Below are 18,701 nucleotides of genomic sequence, written 5' to 3'. Positions count from 1 at the left end.
CATGATGACTCTTGGACAAAGTCTGAAAAGCCTTCGCAATAAAAAAGGGCTAAGTCAATATGAAGTTGCTGACAAACTGGGGATAAAAAGAGGGCGATATAATTCCTGGGAAAATGATATAGCAAAACCACGATTTGACATGCTAGATAAGATTTGTGAGTTTTTCAATATTCCTATGAATGAATTGATTGGACATTCTGAAGATAAACTGTATGTTTCTTCTAACCTATCGCCTTTTTCTGAAAAAGACGAAAAAGACATTGCTAAACGAATGGAAAAAATCAAAAATGATCTAACTAGTGAAGACGGGTTAAGTTTCAATGGAGAGCCTATGAGCCCTGAGGCAATCGAATCACTGTTAGAGGCAATGGAATATGCTGTTCGCCAAACACAACGGATTAATAAAAAATACGTTCCTCATAAATACAGAAAAGAGAATGAGTAGGGATGCGAGGCGATATCATTGGGATGGATCAAAACAATAGTGAATGAAATAAAGAAAAAGCACAAAACTTCTGACCCATTCGAGCTTGCATCTTTAAAGAAGATACACATCATTCCATGGGATTTACATGAGGAAATTTTGGGCTTTTATAAATATGATAAAAAGAATAAATATATTTTTATTAATAACAATTTAGACAATGAGATGCAGAAATATATATGTGCTCATGAATTAGGACACGCAATCCTTCATCCAAGGGTAAATACCCCTTTCTTGAGAAAAAACACACTTTTCTCATTAGATAAGATAGAGGTTGAGGCTGATATCTTTGCCGTTGAAATTTTAATACCAGACGAGCTGCTATATGAAAATATGAACAATACCACTACTATTTACGAGGCCTCTGCTGCTTACGGCGTACCCTCAGAGATTATTCATTTGAAAAAGTATTAAGGGATATTGGGCAAAAGATCGTAATTACAGTAATTAAAATAAAACAAAATGATAGACCGAATGGATCACGTTCCATATATCAAAAAATATCATTCAGTGCGAAACCATAAAGAAATATCGTACGTCTTTTCGTACGATATTTCTTTATGGCTTTATGTTTAATGTCGTATCTGTTCCTTCTTATTCCTTAATGCTTCAGGAATATAGACACAGAACGGTTCACTTTCTAAATAATCACCAGTTACTGCATATGCTCTTGAACGGGAACCGCCACAGACAAAGCGATACTCACAAACGCCGCACTTTCCTTTATAGTTATTCGGATCACGTAACTCTTTGAAAATGCTGGATTCCCGGTAAATTTCTTTTAATGGCGTTTCTTTAATATTTCCGGCTTTAATTGGAAGCAGTCCGCTTGGATACACATCACCTATATGTGAAACGAAAGCAAAGCCATTTCCATCATTCACACCACGTGGGGCACGTTTTAATCCATCTACCATAAATGCGATGTCTTTTGTAATCGTATCCTCGTAGCGAATATTATCTTTGCTTAAAGCCTTTTCACGCACCTTTTCTTGCAGAACCACTCGGCGGTAATGCTGCGAAGCAGTTGTTTTAATATCATAAGGAGCTGATTTGCTTAAGTTATATAGCCAGCGGAATACTTTTTCATGCTCAGCAGGTGTAATGCAATCCTTCATTTGTCCTCTCCCTGTCGGAACGAGAGTGAATACATACCACACAACCGCCTTCAGTTCCTTCACCAGCTCTGCCATTTCTTCGAGATGATCATAATTATACCTATTTATCACCGTATTAATTTGATGAGACATATTTAGTTCATTCAAATACTGAATCTTTTCAACGGTTAAATCAAATGAACCTGGGGTTCCACGGAAAAAATCATGAATCTCTGGTGTGGGTCCATCAAGGCTAAACCCCCATCTGGATAATCCGGCCTCTTTCGCCATGATCATTTTTTCCTTCGTCACATTAGGAGTAGCACTTGGAGTCATTGAAACTCGCATCCCTTTTTTCACTGCATAGTCTGCTAGCTTATAAAGATCCTCCCTCATCATACAATCCCCGCCTGTAAACACTAGCATGGGATTATTCATTTCGTAGATTTGATCAATGAGATTCATTCCCTCTTCATGCGATAACTCATCAGGATGTGGGGTTGTTTGCGCCTCAGCTCTACAATGTACGCATTTCAGCTGACACGCTCTCGTCGTTTCCCAGATTACGATAAATGGATTTTCATTGTAATCAATAATTGGATGCATTATTTATCACCATACTTTACATATAATATGATTAAATACCTATACAGGTACTATAATGCATCTTCATTGGACTTTTAATAGAGTTCACCAATTCTACTTACATACCTATGTATGCTGAAAATAATACAAATCTGACATTACAGTATGCGTAGTATTGAAAAGAGGATTCACGATTCATTCACATTTGTATTAGCATTAAAAATCACTGGATCATTTTTACATCTCAATAGATTGTTGTGAAAGGTTTCATTTTATACCGTTTTAAATCCATCCTTTATTTTTCGCCTTCTCAATCGCCTGCTGTCTCGTCGTAACCTCTAGCTTTTGGATGGCAGAAGATAAATAGTTTCTAACCGTTCCATCTGTTAGATATAAGGCTTTGACAATTTCTCTTGTCGTCATCCCTTTTTTTGCGAGACGGAGTACATCCATTTCCCGCTCTGTTAATGGATTCACCTCTTTTAAAAATAATGCTGCCGCTAAGTCCGTACTTAGTACACGTTCACCATTTTTTACACTTCGAATCGCTTCAATTAGAAAATCGATTGGTTCTTCCTTTAATAAATAGCCATCCACCTGCGTATCAATTGCTTTTTGTAAATAGCCAGGGCGGGCAAATGTCGTGACGATAATAACCTTTGATAAATGATTCTCTTGCTTAAGTTTCTCTGCAATTTCAAGACCTGACATCGAAGGCATCTCAATATCTAATAAACACACATCAGGCTGATATTCCATAATCGCATCCCATGCCGCCAATCCATCTGCAGCTTCTGCTACGACTTCTATATCATCCTCCAGCTTTAATAATGAAGTTAACGCCCCACGAAGCATTTTCTGATCTTCCGCTATTACAACTCTAATCACGGTATCCTCCCCTTCCATTTAAATGAATTGGTACCCTCAACGTGATCGTACTGCCCTTTTGTGGACTCCCATAGATTTCAACCTGCCCTTGAAGCATATCGATCCGCTCCTTAATGGACAGTATTCCATTTCCTTTGCCTTCCTTTAATTGACCATTTCCGTCATCTATTACTTGAATGCAACAATATCCATTTTCTTCAAAATGAGAAAGTGTACAATGGTTAGCCTTACTGTGTTTGACAATATTCGTAATGGTTTCCCTTACAGAAAGTGCCAGCATCGTTTCCGCAACATTCGATAATAAAGGCATCTGTTCTTGTTTCTCATGAATCATTGCAATACCAGCAGTTTGCAAAACTCTTTGTGATTGTTCGATCTCCTCTTCAAGCGAAACAAACTTCATATCTGAAACGAGTTCCCTCACTTGCTTTAACGCAAAGCGGGATGTATTTAAAATATCATCTAGCTCCTGTTTCGCCTTGTTTTCATCTTTTTCAATTAACCTCTTTGTTAACTCGCTTTTCAGTTTTATCATCGTTAATGTTTGCCCAAGTGTATCATGTAAATCCCTCGCTATTCTCTGCCTCTCCTTCTCCAAAATAAGCTGAGCGTTTGCCGTATCGAGTTCCTCTTGAAGAACATTTGCCTTTTCTCTTATAAAAATAACAACCGGCACAAGCATTTGCACAATCATAAAGGGGAAATGCAGCGTTTTGACAATTGCAAACGGGCTTCCTTCTGTTAATAAACCGAATAAAATATGCATCACTGCAATGCCAATGATCCCGATTCCAAGATCTACCTTACGCTTTGCTCTTCCAAGCAAATCAGCAAAAATAAATCCGAAAAGTAAAATCCATTTATCCACATAAACGGCTAATAGCATAAGAATGAGGCAGCCTGCAAAACTGGCTGCAGAAAGCCTCCAATCCTTATGCCACAAGCAAATATAAAAGCATATTAAATACAAAACGACTAAAAAAAGCTGCCCTGGAAGCCCTATTGCTCCATTCGTAATGCAAACTTTATAAATTAATATCACAATAGTAATCACATCAATAAGCAAATATTTTTGAATCTGATCAAAAGGATAAAGCTTTTTTAGCATTACGATAAACTCCTTTTATTTAGTTTCTACTAATCTTGAAGTATATCTCCTAGCAGCTTCCATAGGACCAAACTTATAATGCTGCAGCCAAATATTCGCAAATATGACTTGAATCGTGCTAATAAACAGCCAAATAAGAACAATCGTCACAGAATTTACTTTTCCGCCTAGACCAATGCCCCAGCCGTAAAAAACGATCGCTGAGATTAAATTTTGCATAACATAGCAGCTTAGCGACATCTTTCCAACACTTTCAAGCTTGCTCCAAAGCCAAAAGCTCTGGGTTCTTTCTACTATTTTAGCAATAAATGCTAAATAACCTAAAGATAAAATGGGTGCAAATAGATAACGCACCGGAAAATCAAAGATGCCCCCTGGCACAAAGATGAGTAAATTTAGCGGAATGCCTACATACAAGCCTAATTTTATCAATTTCTTTCTCTGTTTCTTGCCATTTTCATCAGGAGAAAAGACACCTGATCTCATTAGACGAACACCAAGCAAAAAGAGAAATATATTCATAGGAATAACGAAAATAACCTCTGTACGTAAAAACACGAAATTTAATAGACGATATTGAATCAGCTCTATCCAGCTTCCATTTTGATACAGCAATACGATTTCTTTCATATCACCAAATGATACAGTCGACGCTGAGAATCCCAGAACAATTCCTTGCACTAAAAGCAGCAGCATAAAACCGCCGTGAAGTCCGCCAATGATCTTCATCGCCCTAGCAATCACCCGATCTCCGCCCTTTACAATAAAGGAAACAATGATCGCCGTTACCCCATAGCTCATTAAAATATCGTATTCCATGACAAGCGTGAAATGAATAAAGCCCTCCATCATTAAGATAAAGGAAGTCCATATATAAACACCCGGCCAAGCATTTCCTTTTCTTAAAGCCTGCTGATATTTTAATTCAAGACCTACGCCAAACATAATGGTTAATAAACCGAGCAGCTTTCCATTCACCAAAAATAAAACAAAAATCCTGATAAAATCTTGAAAAGACTTCCACCATGCAGAATGATCATATGTGAAAATATAAGACAAGTCCCCTAAGTAGGCAAATATCCATATATTTGTACCTAATGTCCCCAGCACGGCAAATCCTCTTAAAATATCTAGTAAGCGAATTCGTTTATTGTTTGTATTCATCCATTTCCATTTCCTTTCCTGATTTGATAATTTTATTTTAACTGTGAAAATAAGGAATCAATATTCACACTTATCAGGAGTTTTTTATGACAGGTGTCATATACAAAAAAAAATGGACGTGCTCATATGAGCACGTCCATTTTAAATCAAAATCCTTTATGTAAAACTCCATTAATCAATAAAATCCGAATCTCAATAAAGAGACTCGGATCGTGGTGCTTTTAAAAGTCAACTTGAACATCCCCATCATTAGAAACGATATCTAGCTTATGTTCAGTATTTGCCTTATGCGTTGCCTTTGCTTCGAAATTATTATCATTAATTGAAATATCTCCAAATTGATTGCGGATATTGTAGCTTAGCTCTGATTCTTTATTAGACAGCTTCAAATCAATGTCCCCAAAGCTTGAATGAATGACGGAATTTCCTAGAAGCTTTCCTTGAATGTCGATATCTCCATCATTGCTTTTCATCGAAAGCTCTTGACTAGTAAATTCTCTGAAGGTAATGTCACCAAACTTATTATTAAAAACAGTTGAAGCTGCTTCTATCCCATTAAATTCCGCATCGCCATCATTCATTTCCACGTGTAATCTTTCTGTTTTCACCTTGCTTCCTGTAATATCTCCAAACCCATTTTCAATTGTTAATTCATCGGATTGCAAATCCTTGATTACAATATCCCCATCGTTCGCATAAATGTCCATTTTATCCACTATCATTTCAACTAAGCGAATATCTCCAAATTTGTTCACTAATGAGATATCAGAGAATTTTGCGTCCTTTGGAACATAAATCTTAATAGCTGGCTGCGGAGTGCTCGTTAAAGTTAAATTAAGGAAAAATTTCGGGCCAGACTTTTGATCTTCACTTGTTAGAATAAGTGTGTCATTCTTTACTTCATGTGTAATCTCTATTCCTTTTAATGTCTTTATTTCGATTTTATATTCGGATGATGGGATGATCTCTACATCTGCATCTTTGAAATCAATCTTTATATTTTTAAAGGAAGGCAAAGAAAATTCTTCCGTTATCCGATCCTCTGGTCCGATTACCTGAAAGCCATCCTTTGTATTAGTAATGGTAAACCTTGCCCCTGCAGACAAGCCAGCCACGCTAAGAATAATTCCCATAACAATCATGCAGCTCGCAATGATCGTCATTGTTTTTCTAGAGGTTTTCATTTTACATTCCCTCCTTACGTCTGCGTGTTATTTTATCGAAAAGCCTTTTCAGCCATTTAGCTAATGAATTACTTATATTCTTTGTTACTAATACAAGTGGAGGGAATAAAAGAATACCTATTCCAGAAGCTGTTAATCCAATGCCAATAAAGAAAAGAGACGTTTGCCAATGCTGTGTAATCACAGCAAACCCTGCAACTATGCTAACAATGCCTGCTAAAGCTAGAGATACATTTAGAAGGAAGAATGTTAATAGAAAGCTTCCACAAAGCAGCACTACAGCAAATACAAGACAAACAACAAGTAAAAGCAATGGTAAAGCAATCGGTGATGCGAGAATAGCTAGAATGATGAACCATACAGCTGACAGTCCTTTTTTAGCTGTGCTTGATTCATTATCCAAACCTTTTACAGCGTATTCCGCTAAAATTTGCGAGGACACAAGTGCCGGTGAACCTAGTTTAGCTATTACCTCTGCTGTATTTTCCTCACCCGCTTCATCAAAATATTCATTATAGAAATCTATGGCTGCGTTTATTTCTTCATTCGGCAATTTATTAAGCTTTTGCCGCAGCACTTTTAAATACTCTTCCCTACTCATGATTTATTCCCCCTAATAGGACTGAATCAATTTTTTGCTTATAATCTATCCACTCCTCAAGCAGCTCCTCATATTTGGAGCGACCGCTTGGAGTAATTCGATAATACCGCCGGTTTCTTCCTTGAAAAGGCTGATCATAGGTTGTTAAATAGTCACCTTTTTGCAGCCTTCGCAGAACAGGGTAAAGTGTCGATTCTGAAATATCCATAACCTCGCGCACTTGCTGTGTAAGAGAATACCCATATGCATCCTCCTTCGCTAATATGGCCAGGACACAAGCATCAAGCAAAGAGGAACCAAGCTGAAATGACATAACTGTACACCTCCATGTATTATACATTAGCACATATTATATATCGTATAGTATTGGTGTTAGACATATTATATGACGTATAATATGTTGTGTCAACGTATATTATTGAAAAATTTTCCACTTAGATTGTTTAAGGGTTAGAATAAATAATATAAAAAAGAAGCTATTGTTTAAAATAGCTTCTTTCATGGGTGGGATATAACAGAACATAGGATAGGAGCCATGTCCCCCTTTTCCTTAACTGGGACAAGGTTCCTGTCCTCTTGTTCCTGCATTTATCCTGCAATTTCAGCCGAAGTAAGATCTCCATTAATATTTCCACTTACAATGATCGAATGTCCCCAAAACATCTCCCCATCAAAAAAGAATAAATTAAAGTCACCGTCTGAATAAACACTAATACAATCTAATTTCATAAGTTCCATGAACATGTCATTTGTAATCTTGTCTATCTCTGCCTCTTCATTATCCTGAAGCCAATCATTTGCTAATTCAGTCAGTTCTTTTGCGGCATACCTTCTAATTTTCATGTTCCATTCCTCTTGATTTTCGAAAAGAGCGTAGGCTGTTTCTAACGCAGCCTTCATCCCGCTTTCATCTTCATCCCAGTCAAAATACAGATTGCCTTCTTCACCAGCCCATAATACTTTCTTTTCAAAAGTCTTCACACTTTTATCCAGTTCAAACTTACCTAACACCTCATCCGTGTAAAAAACCGGCTTTAACGATTCCTGCAGAATCATTTCCAACTCATCATCTTTATATGCTGTCTCCAAAACCTTAACAAGCATCATTGAATTCTCTGCTCTTCTTACAAGTAATCTCACAACTGTATTCTTTTTCAAAATATCTTTGGATTGTTCCCATTCTTCATCATTCACTTGCCATTCTAACCGTAACTCTTCTATTTTCGTTTCAGTAGATAATACATTTTTCCATGCAATTAATGGAATGGATGCATTCCACAGCTTAGCTCCACCACCTCTTCCTGCCCCAATTCCCGACGCCCCTGTAACAGCTGTAATTTCGATTACTTCTTCTGTGAATCTGTTCTCAAATTTACTCTTTTCGCGCGATATACTCATCTTCTTCCATTCCTTTCATCATTAATATCTTCAATATATATTAAACCTAAAATATACCATTTGGATGATTCCATTCTCCCCCTTTATCTAATAAAATCTTTGTAGCGGGAATAATATCCTATACCTTTGTATATATTTACTTATTAAAATTTCTGCCTATGAACTTTTCAATAATTTCCTTATAATTACATTATACAAATAATTGGAAACAGGAGAATGATTTATGATTGTAAGAACAAAGCCTTTAAAGGTAAAACTTAAATCAACAAATAGTCCTCTTGAGGATTTTATGACTATAAATAAAAAAGAGTCCGTTTCAAAAGAGGTTCTTTTTGTAAGATATATTGGTATTCCTGAATCCATTAAACATTACACAGAAACGATTCTAAAGATTGATCAGCACATGTCCACTGCTCCTTATTTACGTTTACAAGGGCTTGAGAGAATATCTAATAACAATGATATTAACAGACTGGCAAATGTTTGGGAGAATTGGCAAACGGTGGTTTCACCTTCTGCTAGCAACTCAAATTCTCTTTATCATGCAAATCTGTGTGCCCCATTACATAATAACACCCTTGAGTGGACGAAAAAGCTTACCTTTATGCAGGTTCTTTCAATGTATACTCAAACCCATCCGAACATGAATCCAAGTTTAACGAAAAACTTCGTCATTAAATTTTTACATTGGATGGAAATCTATTTACCTAAGCTTTTTACTAACTCAGGAACTTCCCCGAAAGTCATTTTTATCGGTGATATTAAACAGCATGAATTATTATTTTTGTATTTCTTATCTAAGCTTGGCTGTGATATCTGCTATATGAATCCGAAAGAGGACATTATCCATTTGCATCCTGAAGCCGAAACTTACTCCACATTATATAAATGCAGTAATTTCTATTCAGAGCCAATTAAGTTACCTGATTATTCAATTAAACCAAGTGCAGAGATTGCACCCATGCCTTCTAGGCCAAATATAATCTCCCAGCCCAAGATAGCCAATCCTGTAAAACAAATCCAAATCCGGGTGCCTGCTGCAGAACTGAGTTATGAACAGCTGGCTGGTCTATCAAACTCAGTTGTTATGATTAAAGTATATGATAACGAAAATAAGGTTGTATGCTACGGTTCTGGTGTGGTCATTCATAGTAAAGGATATATTTTAACGAATTTACATGTAGTTCAAGGCGGGCATCTTTTTTCAGTGCTCTATGAAAATGAAACAGAAGAATATGTAACAGATCATTTCATTAAATATCACCAGCAATTTGACCTGGCCATAATAAAAGTGGATAAACATTGCTCCCCTTTAATTGTTAAGACAGATGGTGAATTAGTTCGCGGCCAAAAAATTGTCGCCATCGGCAGCCCATTAGGATTATTTAATTCTGTCTCTGATGGGATTGTTTCCGGTTTTAGAGAAATTAATCAGTTATCCATGATTCAATTCACTGCACCGATTTCTAATGGAAGCTCTGGCGGTGCTTTGCTCGATATGTTTGGGAGACTAGTAGGCTTGATCACCGCAGGGTTTGATAATGGGCAAAATCTTAATCTAGCTGTGCCCTCACAAAAAATATACTTATTTGCCCAGAATTTTATTGAACATACGAACTAGCATAGTAAAATCCACCGCTTCAAATGATGATAATAATGAAGCGGTGGATTTATTTGTTATTGAGCAGTTGCCTTTTTCTTCTATTATATATAAGTTCTTAATTATTTATTTTTTTTCGTCTCATTAAAAGGTAGATTCCTATAATACCAATGACTAAAACGCCTCCACCCAATATAAACCATTGACTTCCATTTTGCTTATCCCTAAAATCAATTGTTTCAGTAGGTGCTCGTCCTTCGCCTAGTATTTCCAAGTCTTCCTGTGAAGATTTCAAATCATTTGTTCGATCACATATGATTGATACAAGTGTTTTTTTACCATACATGGTGGAATCATTTGCGTAAACCAGATATTCTTCTCCTTCTTTAAAATCAATTCCACAGTCACCTCCGCCTTGACCAGTAGTTATGATTATTTGTGATTGGTTTACACCCTTCCAGGTGTTCTTTACTTCAAAAAGAACAGACTTTGATCGATATCCTTTTAAACTTCCTTTTTCTCTTATATCGATAACTTTTCCACTGAAAACCGCTCTCGAATTTTCAAATTCAGTTTCTACACTAGGTAATTCTGCACACGAGCAAGCGCTGGCCATAGAAGGAAAAGTGCCTATTAATAATAAGCAAAAAATGAATGAGAGAACTGGAATACTTTTTTTCAAAAAAATCACCTCAATCTCTAGCAAAACCATACGTACTATGAGTAATATTATGTACAAAGTAATAGAATTATTCTCTTGCATCTGGAATTTTCATACTTATAATCTTTCTATACATCCCATTTAACATAATAGGAATATCAGTTTGAATGGATAGTTGCTTTACAAAAGGCTCGGATAATTTCTCAAAATTGATTCCAATATCTGTACCTAGCATGGAGATAAGCGGTCTTACAGCTTTTTTAATTGGTGATAGCTCTTCGTTCTTAGGGATAAATTTATCAAAAATTATTATTCTTCCCTTAGGTTTTACTACTCTAATCATCTCTTCCATACACTTTTGCGGATTCGGAACAACAGAAAGAAGTAAACTTGCAATTACGATGTCATACGTTTCATCAGGAAATGTTAGGTTTTGCGCATCCATTTGCAGAAATGTAATATTTATATGGGGAAATTTTTCCTTTGCCTTGTCAAGCATGTCACTAGAATAATCTATGGCTGTTATCTTAATATTATTGTATGGAACATATACTAAATCAGCACCTGTGCCACAGCCCACAAAGAGAACTTTTTCTCCATTAATAAATTCTATATCCTTAAATACTTCTTTTCTTGCTTTTAAAAACATACCTTTGTTGAAAAAACGGTCATAGAATGGCGACCAAGCTTTATAGATTATTTGATTCCATTTATTATTCATTTTGAACTCCTCTTATATAGTCTCTCTTTTAGTAACCTTATTCTTTAAAAAACAAGGAAATCCTTTATTTTCAGGAGTTCTTATTAAAATAGAAACCTTACCCCTGCATTCAATAAAAAATGGAGAGCCTGAGCTCCCCATTTTTTATTGAATATACTAAAGATTAAATATACTTACCGGCTATTATGCCTCTTTCAGTCTAGCCGCAACAGCAGCCATTTCACTGGCTGCTACATAGCCAAACACCATCGATGGACCGATCGTTGCACCAGGTCCAGGATACGTTTCTCCCATAACAGAGGCCGCACAATTTCCAGTTGCATATAGTCCTTGGATCGGCTGCCCGTTTTCTTGCATAACCCTTGCCAAATCATCCGTAACTAAACCGCCTTTTGTCCCTATATCTCCAGGATAAATTGGAATCGCATAGAAAGGTGCTTTTTCCAATGGAGCTAGATTAGGATTTTTCAAGGTTGGATCCCCGTAGTAGCGGTCATAAGCGCTTTCCCCACGCTTAAAGTCTTGATCTTTGCCATCAACGGCAAATTTATTAAAGCGTTTTATGGTTGCCGCAAGTTTCTTCGGTGAAATCCCGATGCCTTCAGCTAATTCCTCCGGTGTATGCCCTACCTTTAAATACCCTGTTTCTGCCCATGTTTTTGGGAATGATTGTCCCGGCATGATGCCAAAGACCAGGTATCGTTTTTTCACGGTTTGATCAAATATCATCCAAGAAGGAACAGTTGTTGCCTCTGATTGGTTGTTTTCATACATTTTATCAACAAACTCATGATAAGGGACTGATTCATTTAAATAACGCTCCCCTTTACTGTTCACAATAATCAGACCTGGTGTTGCACGTTCAGCAACAGGCATAAAGGCTGGAGTACCAGGTGGAATGGATGTTGGCGTTCCCCACATCTTATCCATTAAATCCAATTTTGCACCTAATTTACGGCTCGCTTCAATGATATCACCCGTTTGCCCTTCGGATGATAAGGTCCAATCTGTTTTCGTTGGCTGCGGCAAGTATTTTTCACGAAGCTTACGATTGTGTGAAAAACCTCCAGAGGCGAAAATGACCCCATGCTTTGCTTCGATTTTCATTTTCTTCCCCTTTTGTTCAACGACAATGCCTGACACACGATTATTTTCGAATATAAGATCATGAAAAGGAGTTGACAGCCAGACCTCCCCGCCAGCTTCTTTTAACGAAGTATATAATCGCGCAACAAGTGCCTCTCCAAGAGTGGTAGGCTTATATGAACTAAGCTTCGTTCGAATAAGGCGCATGCCTACTTTCAATGATGTTGTTTTTCCAATCCAAGTCCTTGTAATCATATTCACTTTATGAAATTCACTAGACTTTAGCACCATCCCTTTCGTTGGCAGTCCAGCTTTTCTCAAATTCTTTTCATCTTCTCCTAGTTTATTGAGATCAAACAGCTGTGCTTCCATTGCCCGCCCATTCGGATTTCCGCCAGGAAGCTCAGGATAATAATCAGAATATCCAGGGGTATATTCCCATCTAACATGTTCTGTATTTTCATGGAGGTACTTTATCATCTCCGGACCTCTACGTAGGTAAGCATCCTTTAAGGATTTGGGCACACGATTACCTATGGCTGCATCCATATAAGCACTTGCTTGCTCGTAGGAGTCCTCTACCCCAGCCTCTTTAAGATAGAGGTTATTAGGCACCCATACCGTGCCACCGGATTTAGACGTTGAACCTCCAAAAAGCTCTGTTTTTTCCACAACTATCGCAGAAAGCCCTCGCAATCTAGCGGTTAAAGCTGCAGTCAATCCTCCTGCTCCTGATCCAACGACTACCACATCAAAACTGGAATCCCATTGTTTACTCAAATCTTCAATCCTCCCCTACAAATGTATCCGAGCCTAATAATAATATGATATAATACAATTTCAAAAAGAGGGAAAATTCAATCAATTAAAGAAAATATAGATCCCCTTTTACCTACTATAATGTTCTAAGGTCAAATCAATCAATCAGTAAAATTCTATTAATTGTATAGATAAACAACAGATATCATAAATGTGTATATAAAAAATAATAGGAGCAGCAGACAATTATGGATAAAAATATCGATAGACGAGTACGCAGAACAAAGGCACAGCTCAAGCAAGCTTTTATCAAATTAATGGAAATAAAAAGCTATGACCAAATTACCGTGACGGACATTGTGAATCAGGCAGATTATAATCGGGCAACCTTCTACCGGCATTATAATTTTAAAGAAGAATTGGCAGAAGAAATAATCTCTGACAGAACGAGGGAGCTTATAGAAACATTTAAATATCCCTACAAAAGAAAAACACTTATTCATATGAACACTCTATCCCATTCAGACATTATTATATTTGACTACATTATGGAAAATAAAGATTTCTACAAGCTTTGGGAAAAATTCAAATCAATACCTGGATTTGAGGAATCGTTCTTACAATCCATCGCGAAATTTTTCAAAAAGGACATTATTCTATTAACACCCAATGATTCTAACTTGGATAATAATCTTTATACATCCTTTTATGCCAATGGAATTCTAGGTCTGATTATGGACTGGATAAAGAACGGACTTGAACCGGACCCAGACTATATGGCAAAGCAGCTTGTAAAAATATTAAATTACTATCCAGCAGAGTCGTTTATAGGAAACAGGGAGACGAGAATTCTCCCTTAACTTTGGTTTCATATCATGCTTTCTAAAACAATTACGATTCAAAAGGATTATAAAAACGGTTTCCGTCATGAAAGGTAACTACCATTGCAGTCACAAAGATTACTCCAAATACAAATAGTGTTACATAATCTCCTCTCTGAAAGGGGCGCGCACTATACCAGGTCCTTTTGTTACTTTTTCCAAAACCGCGAAGTTCCATTGCATTACTTATTGTCTCAATCTTATCAAGACTAGATAAAATAAGCGGAAATATTATGGAGGCAGCATTTTTTATGCGGATTGGCAATTTTTCTTTTTTGGACATATCAATCCCCCGAGCTTGCTGCGAAAGAGCAATGGTTCGAAAATCCCGTTGAACATCAGGTATATAACGAAGTGCCAAAGCAACAGCATAAGAGATTCGATAGCTCACACCAATTTTGTTCAATGAAGCCGCAAATTCACTTGGGTGAGTCGTAACAATGAAGAGTAATGCTATTGGGATAACGGCGAAATATTTTAACGTTACATTGCATTGGTAAAAAATTTGTTCGATTGTGACATTATATCTTCCAGCTATCTCAATTAAAACATGACTGCTGCCATAGATTTTCACTCCCTCTTGAGGAGAGAATAGATAAATAGCCATATTATTGATGAACAAGAAAACCAGAATAAATATAAGAACGAATGAAACTTCAGATACCTTTATTTTTGAAACAATAAAAATGACAATACTAAAAATAAAAAGAAAGGCAAGAATACGAGTATCATACGTCAGCATTGCAGCAGACGACCATACAATAAAGCAAATGAGCTTTGTTACTCCGGTTAGCTGATGGATAGGAGTTTTTCGGTCAATATACGATAGCATTTCTACTGCCATTGTCTTCTAACCTCCCGATCATATGCAATAAAATGCTCAACAAATTCCTTTGGCTCTTTTATCCCCACACGTTTCGCTAGAACCAATAGAGAGGTTTCCTTTAAATTCGCCTGACGCGTAATCTCTGAATCAGTCAAAATCATTGATGGCGGATCATCAGCTATGATTCTCCCCTTGTTCATTACGATCGCCCGTGTTGTATATTCAAGCATCAAATGCATATCATGCGTGATTAGTAGAATCGTCATTCCCTGGCGATTTAATTCTGCCAAAAAGTCCATCATTTCCGTATAATGCCGTAGATCTTGTCCAGCTGTCGGCTCGTCCAAAATCATAACCTCAGGCTCCAATACTAATATGGATGCAATGGTCACACGTTTCTTTTGCCCAAAGCTTAATGCCGATATAGGCCAATTTCGGAATGGATAAAGCCCACAAATTTTAAGCACTTTCTCCACTTGCTTCTTCGCCTCATTCTCAGGGACACCTCGAATAATAAGACCTAATGCAACCTCATCAAAAACGAGATGCTTCGAAATCATATGGTTCGGGTTTTGCATGACCATTCCTATCCGAAAAGATCGTTCCTTAATCGTATCACCAGTTATGTCTTGTTCTTTAAAAAGGATACTACCTGAGCGAGGCTTTTCAAATCCGCATATGATCTTTGATAGGGTTGACTTTCCCGCCCCATTTTTGCCAACAATACTTACCATTTCCCCTTTCTCTACAGACAACGATATTCCCTTGATTGTTTCATGACCGGGAGCATAACGAAAAGATATATCCTTCAATTGAAGGATAGGTAATTTTATTTCTTTTGGCACCGCTTCATTGGCTTTCTCAAACCAATCTAAAAGTTTATCTTTGCAGCTTTCTATGGAAAATGAGTGCAGTTGTGAAGGCTTCATTTCCTCTATCACATCACATCCTGCATATTTAGCCGCTCTAACATATAATGGCTCACGAATATGGCTAGATTCTAGGATTACACTAGATAAAAGCTTATCTGGACACATATCAGCAACGATACGGCCATCATCAACAACAATAATACGGTCCACATGTCGATGCAGTACATCCTCTAAGCGATGCTCAATAATAACGACTGTCGTATTCGTTTCTTTATGAATTCGATCAATTAATTCTATCGCATATTGACCAGTGGCAGGATCAAGGTTTGCAAGAGGTTCGTCAAATAATATGATCTCAACCTTATCCACCATCACTCCTGCGAGTGATACTCTTTGTTTTTGTCCCCCTGAAAGATGATGAATAGAGGATGATAGATACTCATCCATTTCTACCGTTTTTACCGTCTCCTCTACTAGATTCTTCATGATCCCTTGTTCCGTACTGTCATTTTCCAAGGAAAAGGCAATATCCTCTCCTACTGTTAGTCCAATAAATTGTCCATCAGGATCTTGCAAAACAGTCCCCACTATTTTCGACCGAGAAAAGATATCTAAACTATGCGCATCTTTTCCCATAATCTTAAGGCTTCCAGTCGCTTCACCTTTATAAGAAAAGGGGACAAGCCCGTTGATACAATGACCAATCGTGCTTTTCCCCGAGCCAGAAGGTCCTACAATTAATACCTTTTCACCTTCGAAAATAGTAATATTAATATCATGAAGGGTTGGCGCTGCCTGACTATGATACTTAAAACTATAGTTGTTAAATTCAATGACTCTCTTTTTCATTTTTTTCTCCTAGCCACTCTTTTTTAGCATTTGAAAATAATTAATCTATAATTCTCTAGTTAAACTATTGCTTCGGCTGCGTGTTTTTGCATAACCTGCTAATAATAATGTTCCAATCACACCAACTGTTACCATGTTCGATACCCCGGCAAAAAGACCTTGCAGGAAAACTTTGTTCGCTGGCTCCGCATAGATTAAAATATCCAATGCAGGTGCGACTAAAAACCAACCGAAACCTTGAGCAATAACCTGAACAATGTTAAAAGTAATGATTTTTTTTGTATTAAAAATTCCTGATTCAATATCCAATTTCTTTGCCGCCAGACCAATTAATAGTCCTACAATCATTGATACAGCCACCCAGCTCCACCAAACGGATCCATATGAAATCGCATCATTGAGTGCATGACCGATTAAGCCAATTAACCCGCCAGCAATTGGACCAAAGACAACAGCCATTAAAGCTAAAAATGCATAAGATGTTTGAATCGAGGTATTTGGAACTGGTGAAGGCACAGCGGCAAATTTCGCTAAAATAATGAATACAGCTGCTCCAATTCCAATTGCCACAATTGTTTTAATAGATAATTGATTTCCTTTCAAGCTAAACATCCCCTTTTACAAATTTGTATTTAATTATATGCAATATTCGGAACTTTTTGTATAAATATTTTCCAGTTTGCACCTGATTGGACATGATAAGCCTTTGCAAAAGATCCTTGATTCAGTGCAACGCCAATTTTATCCAGTGAATTTACATAAAGCAATGGTTCACCTAAATGACTATCCGCGAATGATCTTCCAAATGTCATAATATTTTTATACACCTGACGTGTTTCATTCTCGATCTTTACTTCGAAAGAATCACCGTATTCAATTTCCAGTTGCTTAAACAATTCGCGGTCAATATTGGTCCACAGATTACCGAATCGAATATCAAGAATATCAATGTTTCCTATAATTTTCCTCTTATTCAGGCTTGCATCAGTCACCGGCAGCTCAATAATAGAATCAACGTCAATCTCGGGACCCACTTGTTCAAAAGGAATGACCCCTGATGTAAGTCTGGCACCAGTAAATGCATACACATCACGGCCATGGAATGTATAAGACTCCCCAGATTTCGGCAGACGATTCACTTTCTCATCAATGATTCTTGCTTCAACTATGCCAATGTGCTTCTTAATCTGCGTTAGTGTTCCATTGTCAGGTGTTGTGATGTAATGATTTGTTGATGTTTTTACAACAATGCTTCTTCGCTCAGACCCTACACCTGGGTCGACAACAGATACGAATACCGTACCTTCTGGCCAATATGAAATTGTTTGGTATAAGCGATACGCTCCCTCCCAAATATTGTATTGAGGAATATCATGGGTAAGGTCAAAAACCCGAACGGAAGGATTCACAGACAGCGCAACACCATACATGGCACTTACCGCACCATCCCCCGTACCAAAATCCGATTGCAATACTAAAAAATTATTCATGTTAGCTCCTCCAATCATTTTTCTTTTAAAACTAAACATTTTTTTAGAAAAACAAAAAAACCACGTCAATATCCAACTGGATAAGGACGTGGTTTATTCACGTGGTACCACCTTACTTTACTGTTTGCTCACACAAAACAGCCTTAACAAGTACACGGGTGTATCAATTCTCCCTAAATACTGTGGTATGGATAACGAGTACCAAATCTCGTCGGAACCTACTCGTATCTTTAAATACTTTCAGCACGAAACTCAGAGGCCATTGTTCAGATAAGTATTTTTGCTTCTTTTCAGCTACCGAAGCTCTCTGTGTAAAATAGCTTAATCCTACTTTTTCTCTTCATCGTTTTTAATTATTTTCATAATAATTCAATAATTTAAAATTTATTATTTTTGATTATAATTGATACATTTAAATTGTGCAAGGAATTTTAAAAATACACTTTA

General features: G+C 37.1%; 19 protein-coding genes and 1 other annotated feature. Of the genes, 4 read left to right on the top strand and 15 right to left on the bottom strand.

The window, feature by feature from the left end; all coding sequences use genetic code 11:
- Window position 1: 1 nt before the first annotated feature.
- Together AN957_RS05160 and AN957_RS05155 are read left to right on the top strand one after the other, a co-directional pair.
- A complete protein-coding gene (locus AN957_RS05160; protein WP_082446490.1) occupies window positions 2–445 on the top strand; it encodes a helix-turn-helix transcriptional regulator in 444 nt (147 codons plus the stop codon).
- Window positions 446–463: 18 nt separating this feature from the next.
- Entirely contained in the window at window positions 464–898 is a 435-nt protein-coding gene (locus tag AN957_RS05155) for an ImmA/IrrE family metallo-endopeptidase (RefSeq protein ID WP_056682700.1), read from the top strand.
- A gap of 158 nt (window positions 899–1,056) precedes the next feature.
- Here AN957_RS05155 and AN957_RS05150 read toward each other — a convergent pair whose 3' ends face one another.
- From AN957_RS05150 to AN957_RS05115, 8 genes are all read right to left on the bottom strand, one after another.
- The gene (locus AN957_RS05150; RefSeq protein ID WP_053478970.1) at window positions 1,057–2,187 is read right to left on the bottom strand and encodes a TIGR04053 family radical SAM/SPASM domain-containing protein; all 1,131 of its coding nucleotides are present in this window, start codon (window positions 2,185–2,187) and stop codon (window positions 1,057–1,059) included.
- 261 nt (window positions 2,188–2,448) lie between these two features.
- A complete protein-coding gene (locus AN957_RS05145) occupies window positions 2,449–3,054 on the bottom strand; it encodes a response regulator transcription factor (RefSeq protein WP_053478971.1) in 606 nt (201 codons plus the stop codon).
- A complete protein-coding gene (locus AN957_RS05140) occupies window positions 3,047–4,162 on the bottom strand; it encodes a sensor histidine kinase (RefSeq protein WP_056682697.1) in 1,116 nt (371 codons plus the stop codon). Before AN957_RS05140 ends, AN957_RS05145 begins: the two co-directional genes overlap by 8 nt.
- Before the next feature lie 15 nt (window positions 4,163–4,177).
- Window positions 4,178–5,326 carry a DUF418 domain-containing protein gene (locus AN957_RS05135; RefSeq protein WP_056682696.1) on the bottom strand — a complete coding sequence of 383 codons (1,149 nt, stop codon included), beginning with the start codon at window positions 5,324–5,326 and terminating at the stop codon, window positions 4,178–4,180.
- Window positions 5,327–5,547: 221 nt separating this feature from the next.
- Window positions 5,548–6,510 carry a DUF4097 family beta strand repeat-containing protein gene (locus AN957_RS05130; protein WP_053478974.1) on the bottom strand — a complete coding sequence of 321 codons (963 nt, stop codon included), beginning with the start codon at window positions 6,508–6,510 and terminating at the stop codon, window positions 5,548–5,550.
- 1 nt (window position 6,511) lies between these two features.
- Entirely contained in the window at window positions 6,512–7,111 is a 600-nt protein-coding gene (locus AN957_RS05125) for a DUF1700 domain-containing protein (RefSeq protein ID WP_053478975.1), read from the bottom strand.
- A complete protein-coding gene (locus AN957_RS05120; protein ID WP_053478976.1) occupies window positions 7,104–7,424 on the bottom strand; it encodes a PadR family transcriptional regulator in 321 nt (106 codons plus the stop codon). The genes AN957_RS05125 and AN957_RS05120 overlap by 8 nt, the downstream gene beginning before the upstream one ends.
- Before the next feature lie 275 nt (window positions 7,425–7,699).
- On the bottom strand, window positions 7,700–8,509 hold the full coding sequence (locus tag AN957_RS05115; protein WP_053479308.1) for a DUF2262 domain-containing protein: 810 nt from the start codon (window positions 8,507–8,509) through the stop codon (window positions 7,700–7,702).
- 223 nt (window positions 8,510–8,732) lie between these two features.
- Between AN957_RS05115 and AN957_RS05110 the strand changes: the two genes are divergently transcribed.
- Window positions 8,733–10,130, top strand: coding sequence for a YceG family protein (locus tag AN957_RS05110; RefSeq protein WP_056682695.1), 1,398 nt, complete (start codon window positions 8,733–8,735; stop codon window positions 10,128–10,130).
- A gap of 97 nt (window positions 10,131–10,227) precedes the next feature.
- Here the strand turns inward: AN957_RS05110 and AN957_RS05105 are convergent, their stop codons facing one another.
- From AN957_RS05105 to AN957_RS05095, 3 genes are all read right to left on the bottom strand, one after another.
- Window positions 10,228–10,791 (bottom strand): LPXTG cell wall anchor domain-containing protein, encoded by a 564-nt coding sequence (locus tag AN957_RS05105; protein ID WP_172797615.1) that lies wholly within the window; start codon window positions 10,789–10,791, stop codon window positions 10,228–10,230.
- A gap of 67 nt (window positions 10,792–10,858) precedes the next feature.
- Window positions 10,859–11,491, bottom strand: coding sequence for a class I SAM-dependent methyltransferase (locus AN957_RS05100; RefSeq protein ID WP_053478979.1), 633 nt, complete (start codon window positions 11,489–11,491; stop codon window positions 10,859–10,861).
- 183 nt (window positions 11,492–11,674) lie between these two features.
- Complete coding sequence (locus AN957_RS05095) at window positions 11,675–13,357, bottom strand: FAD-dependent oxidoreductase (RefSeq protein WP_056682691.1); 1,683 nt, start codon at window positions 13,355–13,357, stop codon at window positions 11,675–11,677.
- Window positions 13,358–13,584: 227 nt separating this feature from the next.
- On the opposite strand from AN957_RS05095, the gene AN957_RS05090 reads away from it, so the two are divergent.
- A complete protein-coding gene (locus tag AN957_RS05090) occupies window positions 13,585–14,196 on the top strand; it encodes a TetR/AcrR family transcriptional regulator (RefSeq protein WP_053478981.1) in 612 nt (203 codons plus the stop codon).
- Between the two features lie 31 nt (window positions 14,197–14,227).
- Here AN957_RS05090 and AN957_RS05085 read toward each other — a convergent pair whose 3' ends face one another.
- From AN957_RS05085 to AN957_RS05070, 4 genes are read right to left on the bottom strand one after another with little or no spacing between them, the layout of a single operon-like run.
- Window positions 14,228–15,061: an energy-coupling factor transporter transmembrane component T family protein gene (locus AN957_RS05085; RefSeq protein ID WP_056682688.1), complete on the bottom strand. Its 834-nt coding sequence runs from the start codon at window positions 15,059–15,061 to the stop codon at window positions 14,228–14,230.
- Window positions 15,052–16,764 carry an ABC transporter ATP-binding protein gene (locus tag AN957_RS05080; RefSeq protein ID WP_056682686.1) on the bottom strand — a complete coding sequence of 571 codons (1,713 nt, stop codon included), beginning with the start codon at window positions 16,762–16,764 and terminating at the stop codon, window positions 15,052–15,054. Before AN957_RS05080 ends, AN957_RS05085 begins: the two co-directional genes overlap by 10 nt.
- Before the next feature lie 45 nt (window positions 16,765–16,809).
- Window positions 16,810–17,367 carry an ECF-type riboflavin transporter substrate-binding protein gene (locus AN957_RS05075; RefSeq protein ID WP_056682685.1) on the bottom strand — a complete coding sequence of 186 codons (558 nt, stop codon included), beginning with the start codon at window positions 17,365–17,367 and terminating at the stop codon, window positions 16,810–16,812.
- 29 nt (window positions 17,368–17,396) lie between these two features.
- Window positions 17,397–18,254, bottom strand: a complete 858-nt coding sequence (locus tag AN957_RS05070) for an SAM hydrolase/SAM-dependent halogenase family protein (protein ID WP_056682684.1) — start codon at window positions 18,252–18,254, stop codon at window positions 17,397–17,399.
- Window positions 18,255–18,333: 79 nt separating this feature from the next.
- Window positions 18,334–18,607, bottom strand: a binding site (T-box leader).
- Between the last annotated feature and the right edge of the window lie 94 nt (window positions 18,608–18,701).

The organism is Cytobacillus solani (genome assembly GCF_001420595.1).
Lineage (GTDB): Bacteria > Bacillota > Bacilli > Bacillales > Cytobacillaceae > Cytobacillus > Cytobacillus solani.
Note: the sequence above shows the minus strand (reverse complement) of the source record. Positions and strands in the feature narration are given on the sequence as shown.

Excerpts from the sequence above, each read along its gene's own strand:
- AN957_RS05160 (WP_082446490.1), top strand. The coding sequence starts at position 2 with ATGATGACTCTTGGACAAAGTCTGAAAAGCCTTCGCAATAAAAAAGGG.
- AN957_RS05150 (WP_053478970.1), bottom strand. The coding sequence starts at position 2,187 with ATGCATCCAATTATTGATTACAATGAAAATCCATTTATCGTAATCTGG.
- AN957_RS05140 (WP_056682697.1), bottom strand. The coding sequence starts at position 4,162 with ATGCTAAAAAAGCTTTATCCTTTTGATCAGATTCAAAAATATTTGCTT.
- AN957_RS05135 (WP_056682696.1), bottom strand. The coding sequence starts at position 5,326 with ATGAATACAAACAATAAACGAATTCGCTTACTAGATATTTTAAGAGGA.
- AN957_RS05130 (WP_053478974.1), bottom strand. The coding sequence starts at position 6,510 with ATGAAAACCTCTAGAAAAACAATGACGATCATTGCGAGCTGCATGATT.
- AN957_RS05125 (WP_053478975.1), bottom strand. The coding sequence starts at position 7,111 with ATGAGTAGGGAAGAGTATTTAAAAGTGCTGCGGCAAAAGCTTAATAAA.
- AN957_RS05120 (WP_053478976.1), bottom strand. The coding sequence starts at position 7,424 with ATGTCATTTCAGCTTGGTTCCTCTTTGCTTGATGCTTGTGTCCTGGCC.
- AN957_RS05115 (WP_053479308.1), bottom strand. The coding sequence starts at position 8,509 with ATGAGTATATCGCGCGAAAAGAGTAAATTTGAGAACAGATTCACAGAA.
- AN957_RS05110 (WP_056682695.1), top strand. The coding sequence starts at position 8,733 with ATGATTGTAAGAACAAAGCCTTTAAAGGTAAAACTTAAATCAACAAAT.
- AN957_RS05100 (WP_053478979.1), bottom strand. The coding sequence starts at position 11,491 with ATGAATAATAAATGGAATCAAATAATCTATAAAGCTTGGTCGCCATTC.
- AN957_RS05090 (WP_053478981.1), top strand. The coding sequence starts at position 13,585 with ATGGATAAAAATATCGATAGACGAGTACGCAGAACAAAGGCACAGCTC.
- AN957_RS05085 (WP_056682688.1), bottom strand. The coding sequence starts at position 15,061 with ATGGCAGTAGAAATGCTATCGTATATTGACCGAAAAACTCCTATCCAT.
- AN957_RS05080 (WP_056682686.1), bottom strand. The coding sequence starts at position 16,764 with ATGAAAAAGAGAGTCATTGAATTTAACAACTATAGTTTTAAGTATCAT.
- AN957_RS05070 (WP_056682684.1), bottom strand. The coding sequence starts at position 18,254 with ATGAATAATTTTTTAGTATTGCAATCGGATTTTGGTACGGGGGATGGT.